Genomic DNA, 9,750 nt, shown 5'->3' with positions numbered 1-9,750 from the left:
GTTTTCCCCACTTGATTGAGTCAAGAAACCCACAGGCCCAGCACCGCTTTTTTTGAAGTTTTCATGAAACAAAAAAACCTTATTGAAACTGGTTTCAATAAGGCCCTTGTAAATAATTTATTATCAGATGATTAGATGGTGTTTCACCAACTATTTTTGACCATTAGATCTTTTTAATACGCCTGCAAAAACTGAATCAGGCGATCAAATTCCTTATCGGTAATTGCCGGGAAATTGGCAATCCGGAAACTGGTCGGTTTCAAAGGTCCGTATCCACTTCCCATCTGCATTCCTTCTTTTTCAGCGGCTTTCTTCACATTCGCAATCAAATCTTCAGTCCCAGCTACACCCATTACAGTCGTGCTTCGGGTTTTCTCAATCGGCACAAGCATTCTCAGACTTGAGGACTGGGCAATGGTATTTTCCAAACGGCTCATGCGCTCCCGAAGTCGGGCATCGACATGCTGGATTTCTTCCATGTCCTTCAGCACCCGATTCAGCAGGTAGATTCCAAAAACGTTGGGAGTATAATGGGTTTGGTAGCCGTCCGCATTTTCCAGCATAAAAGTCAGGCTATTGTACCGGCCTCTTTCTCCTTTTCTCAGGGTCTTTTCGACCGCTTTGGGAGACAAAATCAAAATCCCCAATCCGGCAGGCAGCCCGAAGCATTTTTGGACAGAAGCGTACCAGATGTCAGCCAGAGAAAAGTCCAGCTCAATTCCTCCCATAGAGGAAGTGGTATCCACGGCAATCATTTTCTCGGGAAATTTGCGTCCTATCTCTGCAATCACTTCCATGGGTACCTGAGAGGCATTAGAGGTCTCGTTTTGCGTAATTGCGATGAGATCAAACCCCTCCCCAATCTCCAAGTCGGGAACATGTATTTCTTCCTCAGCTCCGATTTTGATCCCGGAGGTCTCAGGAATGATATGCTTGGCAAATTCAATCCACTTTTTTCCAAAAGAACCCGAGTAAATATGAAAACTGGCTTTTTCTACCACAGATTGGGAAATGATCTCCCAGTTTTCGGTAGCAGATGAGGTGAAGAGCAGGCGGTAATCGTCTGGCAAATGGAGCTTTTCCCGCATCAGCTGTTCGGTCTCCTGATAAAGCCGCATAAAAGCCGAGCTTCGGTGATTGGCACTTAGGATTCCTTGATCGAAAGCGTCCTGCAAGTATTTTGGCAAAGCATCATAGACCTTGGAAGGTCCCGGAGCAAATGTGATCATAGCTGTGGAGAATGAAGAAAAAACTGAACTCCCAATTCATATCCTTTAAGTCCCAAACCGGCAATCATCCCAACACAGGACTTGGAGATGATGCTCTTGTGCCGGAATTCCTCCCGCTTGTATATGTTGGAGATATGGACCTCCAATACAGGCGTAGTCACTCCCGCAATAGCATCCGAAATGGCAACAGAAGTATGCGTATAGCCTCCTGCATTGAGCAGAATCGCATCAAAGTCAAAGCCCACTTCCTGAATTTTATTGATAAGCTCGCCTTCTACATTGCTTTGGAAGTAGTAGAGCTCGATTTGGGGGAAGCGTCTTTTGAGTCCTTCGAAATAATCCTCGAAGGTTTCACTTCCGTAGATTTCCGGTTCTCGTTTCCCCAAAAGGTTGAGGTTGGGACCGTTGATGATTTGAATTTTCAAGGTTTGGATAGGTTGATTGGTGTTTCCAAAGTTAAGGAGTACTTTTTGGCTTTCCAGCGATTACTTCCTTTCCTTTATCCTGAAAAGATAGGCCAGCGTAAACTCCAGATTGGTGGAACCCATGTCGTAAATCCTGTCCTGAGACTCAGGATTGGTAAAATCATAGGCAAATCTGACCTCTCCGGAAATTGTACTTTTCCCGAAAAGCTTGGAGATACCTGCCCCTGCGGTGATTCCATACATAAAGCGATTAGGATTGTCTCCCGGCTGCCCATAGGTGGGAAGTTCGGCAGGATTGGATCCGGAAAACTCCCTCGATACATCCACCGCCTCCGAAAGAAAGCCCAAATGTGGGCCGATTTTGATCTGGAATCTTCCCGATCGTCCTGCAAAAAAGCTGGCCAACAGCGGAAACTTGAAATAGGTAAACTCGGTCTGATTGATCAGCTCGTCTTCAATCTGCCGAAAACCAATGGTCAGCTGCTGAGCATTGAATTCCACTCCGGCATTTTTGGAGTTGAAATACTCGACTACCAAAGCAAATGTGGGAGCGCCGATCCCCTCAACGGACCTGCTTCTAAAACCAGCTGTGGGCTGGTAGCTGTAGGAGGAGGTCGCATAACCTCCACGGATTCCCACACTGAGTTGAGCCCAAGCCGTAAGGGGAAGACAATAAATCAGGAAAATCAACAGACGCCTCTTCATGCCCAAAACTAGGTATTTTTCAAAGCTTACCTATTGCTGATTAATCAGAAAAGTGCCGAAAAGAATTTCCCCATCCGCTCCCATTCCTCTCACCTCAATCAAAACCGGACCAGGACGATCGTTGGTAAAGAAGCTGATGTCCACCTTTCCGGATTCCTCGGTAACCAAAAACGGATTCCAATACAAAGTCTGTCTGAAATCAGGAATGGCGGTGTCATTTTCTGTAGAATAATCCACCGGGAAAAAATTGCTGGGTGGCTGGTATCCCTCAATCACAAATTCTTTGATTCCTTCTCCGGCAAAAGGCAATGCAGAATTTCCGTTTTCCTTCAGGTACACCGCAATCACCCCATTCCTGCCTTGGTCTCCCAGCATAGATGATATTCTGGTCACGACTTCTACCCGATCGATGTCAAATGGATTGATACTTCTGAGATTGTCCGAGGCAGTACTGGTCCCGGTAGACACCATTATGGAACCATTGAGCATGACCACAGGTTCCGCTGACCCTGTGACTGTAGCCGAACCGCCCCGAAGACGAATCTGCTGCTGCCCGGTAGCCCCAACCAAAGTCACTCGCATTCCGGGGACATTCCCTGCCAAGCTTGCAACCAAATCCGAGCTATTCCCTGTTTTGGTCAGCTGATCGCCGGTGACTACATAATCAGGCTTGCCATAAATCGCCTGCTTTTCTTGCACAGCTTTATCTTCCACCAAGATTTCCTCTAGCTCTTCTACATTTTCTTCCTCGTCAGCTATGGGACGAATAGGCTGATCCGTTTGAGTGGTTTTTGGGAAAAAAGGATCGGCCGGCAGGGCTACAGGAGCTTTCAGCTGCTCCTGAAGTTCAATATCCTTGAGTGGTTTTCCTTTGTTGTCAGTGGCGGAGAAAGCCAATTTCATCGGCCCGTAAAACTCCATTTCCTCCAGCCTGAAAATTCCATCCTTATTGGCTTCCAAGTCGATCATTCCTTGAAAATCATTGACAAAGCCAGTGACTTGGGCGCTGCTGCCTTTCCCTTTGGCATCCCGGACAATTCCCTCCTGAACCAGACTCTTTTCCACCGGATAGGAAAAACGATCTAAACTCATTCCCTCTGGCACCCCCTCCAGATTCAAAGTTTGATTCATATCGGGCTGTCGTGGAATCGGCAACACCGCTGAAGCATCGGTAACTGCCACGGATATTCTGGCTGGTATGGTCTGCCCTTTGGGGCCCTGGGTAGAAATGGTCAGATTTACTTTTTCTCTGGCACCCAGACCTTGGTCTTTGCTGGTTTTTAAGGCTACGCCCTGATTTTTAAACGCTTTCTGTGCAGACTGGGGTGATACTCTGGCGAAAGGAGATAGAACCGCCAATGGTTGAAGAAAATAGTGCCCTGGCCCATAGTTTTTATTCCAGTTGGTGTAGGCCCGAAGGAAATATTGCTCTCCTCTGAGCGTGTCAGGAAGATAAAAATCACCGGTCACCACTCCATCTCGAACAGGAAATTTCTTTTCTATCACCAAATCCCTGTCAGAGGATATCAATTCCACATGGAGGACTTTGCTCAGCTCATCTCTCAGGTAGGGATTTCCATAGGCGAAATATCCCTGAAAATACACCTGGTCTCCAGCATAGTAGTAGGCTTTATCCGTGTGGATATAGACTTTTTCCTGATAGTTTTTGGCAGTTTTGGCCAAGTCTTGCAGCTGAATTGCCTTTTCGGCATTGTAGTCCAAAGGCAAGAGATTGGAAATTCGCTTCCGGTCCATGTCTCCTGAGAAGACCAAATCCTGCGCGTTGAGCACCATGCCATTTTCCCGAACTTTCACCTGCCCACCACTTACTTCGAGCCAAGAGACGGGGTAGGGGGCATCTCGATAGGTATTGGCCTGAGCATAGCCTTTTTGGTAATGGACTTCAATTCTTCCTTTGAGGTTGATTAGATAGGTTCCGGGAGGGCTTGTTGGGGTCACAAGAGGGTCGGCTTTGTAGGGAACCACGGACTTGCCCAGTTCATTGGCAAAAATATCCGAACGCATATTCATGCTTTCTGAGCCTCCTGGCTTATCACCATAGAGATAGAATCCTTCCCGCTCAGCTGTTCCGTTCAGAAGAGAGCGAAACATATTCATCGGAGATTTCCGATACACATCCGCGCGGTTTTTCTCCCAGGTAGTCCTTTGACTTTCCGATTCCGGGGTCAATTCTTCAAACCGGGCCGATCCTGAAATCCGGGATTGGGTAGGAGAGTCAAAAAACTCTCGGAGGTCAAAGGTAATTTTGTAACCGAGGTAGTTGTTTTGGATTTCCAGAGGCAATTCAGCTTTGGCCACAAAGGAATTTCTCTCTTCCGGAGCTGGAAAATCCACAACCCACGGATTCAAAATTTGAGTTCTGGATGCAGCTTCGTCAATCCCGATAAAGAGATTTTGGAATTTCCTCAAATCCCTTTCCCAAGCTTTATCCCGCTTGGCTTGGATTTCCACATCGGTGAGTTCCTGAGCAAAAGGCTTCATATTCAAATTCACGGTAAGCTTTCCTCCCGGACTCAGGGTTACTGTCTTGCTTTGGGATTCATAACCCAGAAAAGAAAAGCCCAACTCCACCGGTCCGGGCTCTAAATTGCTGAGTGTATAGCTTCCATCCATATCCGTGACTGTGGAGATGGTAGTGTTATTGATAAAGACATTGCAAAAGGGGAGAGTCTCACCCGTTTCTGCATCTTTGACTATACCGGTGATGGTTCCCGTTTGCGCCATCCCATTCAAGCAGAAAAGGAAAAGAAGCGCAATTAGAGAAAAGTGTTTTTTCACAGTAACAGTTGGTTTGGTTCAGTTTCGAAGGTCAAGTTAAATTAAGCCTTGAGATTAATTCGGTTGATTAAGTACAAAGGTTCCATAAATCGGCTGTCCAAGATCAGTTATACCTCGAATTTCGATCAAAATAGGCCCAGGAAGTTCATTTAAGTAAAATTCTACAGGGATAGAAAGCCTTGACCCATCGCTAATCAGCAAGGGGTTCCAATATAAAGTAGGTCGGAAAGGGACTAAGAAAGGGAATGAGTTTCTGCTTTCTTCTGCTTCGGAGAAGGGTACAGATTTGGGAAATCCGGTAAGTTTAAAAAGCGTGAAGTTATTCAAATTGGCACGCTGCTGTTCCCCAGTTTTCAAAATAATGGAGATCAGTCCGTTTCTTCCCAAATCTCCATACTGAGGTACCAAGCGCCTTATTACTTCCACTCGTTCGATGTTAAACACATTGACACTTTCAAAAACATCGTAAACACTTCGACCGCTATTTCCCTCTAGCACTGTGCCTGAACCTCCATTTGCCGGAGCTCCATTGATCAGCACCAAGGGTTCTCCACCCCTCAAGCTTACTGAAACATTGGGAGGGCTTCCAACAATTCTTAACCCAGAAACCTGTGCCGAAAGCGCATAAAGAAACTGAATAGTAGTCCCGACCACATTCATATTCTCCGTCATGACCACCTTATCCGGAGTTCCATAAATCATCGGGCCGATAGAAGCCTCTTTCTTTTCTTCCACCACTGTCTCTTCAAGTAGAATTTCCCCTTCCTGCATAGGAATTACTGGCCGAATTTTGGGATCAGGCTGAATTCCTCTTTTGACTACAGCAGGGAATTTCCAGTTTTCTGAGGCATTCTGTCTGGGATAGGATTTCAAATCCAACTCAATAGTGCGAATAGGCTGCCCGGATTGAATTGTAGAAGCTTGAAGAGAAATTTCAAAATCACCTTGAAAATTAGAAGCAGGAAAAGAAAAATCACCCCCTCTTCCTGATTTTACATTTCTTATATCGTCGTATCCATTGACGAATGCTTTGACCGAACCCTCGATAGGTTTCCCGCTATCATCCCGCAATTGCCCTTCCAATTCAAATCCTTTTTCCACGGGATTCAAAAAGCTTTCAATTTCTCCATTGGTAGTTTTTGGAAGAAAACTTTGGGCTATGCTTTGGCTCTCCGGCACATATACGGCCTGGTTTAGATCCAAGACGGAGACGGATAGATTAGCTTGAATCGGTGACCCATTCTCATCCACTGCCATGATATTCAATTTGACCTTTTCTCCTCCCTTGTAGCTTTCCTTATCTGAAAAAACACCAACCTTTAAAGATTCCTTGGGAATTTGAGTTGCCTCTGGTTGGCTCTGATGATTTAAAATCTGAATTGGGATGTAGTGTTCACCTTGCTTATAATTTAGACCCCATGCTGTGTAGGACCTCAAGAGAAAGCTACCCGTCTCTGATAAATCAGGGAGAGCCAAATGTCCTTCGCTAAAGCCATCCTCAATCTCAAATACCTGATGAATCCAAACATACCCTGTGGAATCCAGCAATTCGACATGGAGGACTTTACTTAATTCCTCTGCCATCAAGGGATTCCCATAATTTAAATAAGCCTTGAAATAGATGTTTTCTGCAGGCCAATAATGCCTCCGGTCTGTTTGTACATACAAGCGCTCCTGCATGACTTCAGCATTTTTTTCCAGATTGGCAAGTTTGGTCAGGCGGTCCGCATTAAAATTGGATGGAACTCCAAAAATGGGGTTTAGGTCTGCAAAAGTTCCTCCCAATTTCAACCTATCAAATGAACTAGGCGCACCATTGATTTTCACTTCGAGATTTTCTCCCGAATAATCCAAAATGCCTTTCGATCCAGCCCCTAAATCCACCTGAAGTGGTTTAGCAAAGCTCAGTAAATAGTCTCCACTGGTTGTTCCAAAGGCCACTTCTGGATTTGGATTAGATGAAAAACCTTCTGCTTTTCCTTCCATCAGCAGGGAAAGGAAATGCTGAGGACTATTTTGAAATGCAGCCAATCTTGCTTTTCGTCTTTCAGCTTCTAGGCTTTCTTCTCGAGGTAATTCGAAGTAGGTGATAGTCTGCTCGATCTTTTCTCCTGATCCCAAAAGAAAGGGTTTGAAATAAATCGATACCAGATATCCCGTTTCATTGTTGGTGAAAAACACGGGGCCGACGGAAGAGATTTTATATAAATTGTCAGGTTGGGATTCAAAAATCAGCTTGTCCGGATTTAATAAATGGACACTTTCCTTTGTATTGTTTTTCCCCACAAAAACCTCCCGAACTTCCTGTTCTAATTTGGAGCGTTTGGATTTGGACAGGTCGGCTGAGGCCATACCAAAGGTGGTTTCCGGAGAAAGCTTCAAATCCAAATCATTAGGAATACCTGCTTTGACCAATACCTTTTCCTCCAAAGTTTGCCATCCAAATCCCCTAACCTGGATTTCCCACTTCCCTTCTGGGATATCCGACAAAATGAATCCCCCGGCAGAGTCAGAAAAGGCCTGATAGGTTGTGTTTGGGATAAAAACATGAATATCCACCATAGGCAAACCAGAACTAGAATCGGTGACTTTCCCAAAAATTTTGCCTGTCTGACCAAATGAAAACGAGACAAAAAAGAAAAATAAAACAACTAAATACCTTGCCATATTTATGAGTATTACTTACCAAGTATATAAAAAAAGCTCCAATATGGAGCCTTTAGTTTCTTTTTCTTGTGATGAATTATGATTTTTTCAAATCATCCCTATCCTTTAGCTTCTTATCCTCTACGTTTTTGTTGAGGAATTCGTTGATTTTATCTATGGGAAAACTACTGGAAATCTCTCCGAAAGAGTTGATTTCCATCTTGAATCCCTTCAATTCTTCATGAACCTTGGGATTCTCTTCCTTTTTTTTCTTTTTGCTCATCTTAATCTATCTTTTTCAATGTCTCTAACGCAAAGCGTACTCTTTTGGCCACTTCAGCAGGACCCAAGATAGCAAATACCTCCATCAAATCCGGACCACCGCCCAGACCTGTCACTGCCAAACGTACCGCCTGCATCACTTTGCCCAGTTTGATCCCCTCTGCCTCAGCAGTGGATTCCAACAGGGACTTGGCACTTATAGCGTCGAAAGTCTCCGAAAATCCATCCAAAGCCTCCGCATAGCTGGTTAGGACTTTCACCGCATCGGAATTCCATTTTTTGGCCGCCACGTCCTGGTCAAACTCTGTTGGAGCAACCATCACGAAGCGACTTTCCTTCCATAATTCCCCTGTGAAAGTAACCCGATCTCTGACCAGAGCTACAATGGCAAAAGCCTTTTCTAATGGAATTTCCACATCCTCCAATTGAGCCGAAGCTGTCAAAAACTCCACTAATTCAGAATTAGGCTTGGATCTGAGGTACTGCTCATTGTACCACCTGGCTTTGGCAATGTCAAACTTGGTTCCTGATTTTCCGATTCGGTCCACGGAAAAGGCCTCTACCAATTCTTCCAAAGAAAAGATTTCCCGATCGTCACCCGGATTCCAGCCCAAGAAGGCCAGGAAGTTCAGAAATGCATCCGGCAAATAGCCTTGCTCCCTGAAGCCGGGAGATTTTTCACCTGAAAAAGGATCGGTCCAGTTCAAGGGGAAAACCGGAAAGCCCAACTTATCTCCATCCCGCTTGCTGAGCTTGCCGTTTCCATCGGGCTTCAGCAAAAGCGGCAAATGTGCAAACTGAGGCATGGTATCCTCCCATCCGAAGAACTGATACAACAAAACATGCAAAGGCGCTGAAGGCAACCATTCTTCCCCACGGATCACATGGGTGATGCCCATTAGGTGGTCGTCCACAATGTTAGCCAAGTGATAAGTTGGCATGCCGTCGGATTTCATCAGGACCTTGTCATCCAAGGTAGAGCTATGCACCATCACCCAGCCGCGGATAAGGTCATTCAGTCGAACGTCCTCTTTGAGAGGGATTTTTACCCGGATTACATAGGGTTCACCTGACTCCAACCTAGCCTTCACTTCTTCTGTAGGAAGAGTGAGGGAGTTTTTCATCTGCGTGCGGGTGATGCCATTGTACTGAGGCTGTACCACCCGGGCAGCAGTCAGTCGCTCCCGCATGGCTTCCAGTTCCTCCGCTGTATCAAACGCGTAATAAGCATGCCCTTTCTCGATCAGGTCCAGCGCATACTGCTTGTACATTTCCTTTCGCTCGGACTGTCTGTAGGGGCCTACACTTCCGGGATTCCAGGGGCTTTCTTCGGGAGCGATTCCCAACCATTCCAGGGATTCCTGAATGTAGCCTTCCGCACCGGGAACGAATCGACCTTGATCGGTGTCTTCGATCCGTAGGAGGAATTTTCCTCCCATTTTTTTGGCAAAAAGGTAGTTATACAAGGCGGTTCGGACACCTCCGATATGGAGTGGTCCTGTGGGAGATGGAGCGAAACGTACGCGAACTTCTCTGGACATGAGGACAAATTTCTTGATTAACAACCCGAAAAACCGGGTTGGGGTTTCTGAAAATCAGGGGGCAAAGATAGGGAATTGTGGAGGAAAGGAGAGAATAAACGGGAAGAAGCCTGATTTAAAAAT

General features: G+C 45.7%; 7 protein-coding genes. All 7 read right to left on the bottom strand.

Features of this window, described 5'->3' with window-relative positions; genetic code table 11:
- Nucleotides 1-173: 173 nt before the first annotated feature.
- Nucleotides 174-1,229, bottom strand: a complete 1,056-nt coding sequence (locus AAA938_RS16175) for an aminotransferase class V-fold PLP-dependent enzyme (protein WP_338229792.1) — start codon at nucleotides 1,227-1,229, stop codon at nucleotides 174-176.
- Nucleotides 1,226-1,654, bottom strand: coding sequence for a type II 3-dehydroquinate dehydratase (gene aroQ, locus AAA938_RS16170; protein WP_338229791.1), 429 nt, complete (start codon nucleotides 1,652-1,654; stop codon nucleotides 1,226-1,228). Before aroQ ends, AAA938_RS16175 begins: the two co-directional genes overlap by 4 nt.
- Nucleotides 1,655-1,714: 60 nt before the next feature.
- On the bottom strand, nucleotides 1,715-2,359 hold the full coding sequence (locus AAA938_RS16165) for an outer membrane beta-barrel protein (protein ID WP_338229790.1): 645 nt from the start codon (nucleotides 2,357-2,359) through the stop codon (nucleotides 1,715-1,717).
- Between the two features lie 30 nt (nucleotides 2,360-2,389).
- Entirely contained in the window at nucleotides 2,390-5,158 is a 2,769-nt protein-coding gene (locus AAA938_RS16160) for a carboxypeptidase-like regulatory domain-containing protein (RefSeq protein WP_338229789.1), read from the bottom strand.
- A 54-nt stretch (nucleotides 5,159-5,212) separates the two neighbouring features.
- Nucleotides 5,213-7,825 carry a carboxypeptidase regulatory-like domain-containing protein gene (locus AAA938_RS16155; protein WP_338229788.1) on the bottom strand — a complete coding sequence of 871 codons (2,613 nt, stop codon included), beginning with the start codon at nucleotides 7,823-7,825 and terminating at the stop codon, nucleotides 5,213-5,215.
- 76 nt (nucleotides 7,826-7,901) lie between these two features.
- Entirely contained in the window at nucleotides 7,902-8,087 is a 186-nt protein-coding gene (locus tag AAA938_RS16150) for a hypothetical protein (RefSeq protein ID WP_338229787.1), read from the bottom strand.
- A gap of 1 nt (nucleotide 8,088) precedes the next feature.
- On the bottom strand, nucleotides 8,089-9,627 hold the full coding sequence (gene gltX, locus AAA938_RS16145; RefSeq protein ID WP_338229786.1) for a glutamate--tRNA ligase: 1,539 nt from the start codon (nucleotides 9,625-9,627) through the stop codon (nucleotides 8,089-8,091).
- Nucleotides 9,628-9,750: the final 123 nt, after the last annotated feature.

The sequence above is a fragment of the Algoriphagus taiwanensis genome (assembly GCF_036245645.1).
Taxonomy (GTDB): Bacteria; Bacteroidota; Bacteroidia; order Cytophagales; family Cyclobacteriaceae; genus Algoriphagus; species Algoriphagus taiwanensis.
This window is presented reverse-complemented; position numbering and strand designations above follow the sequence as displayed.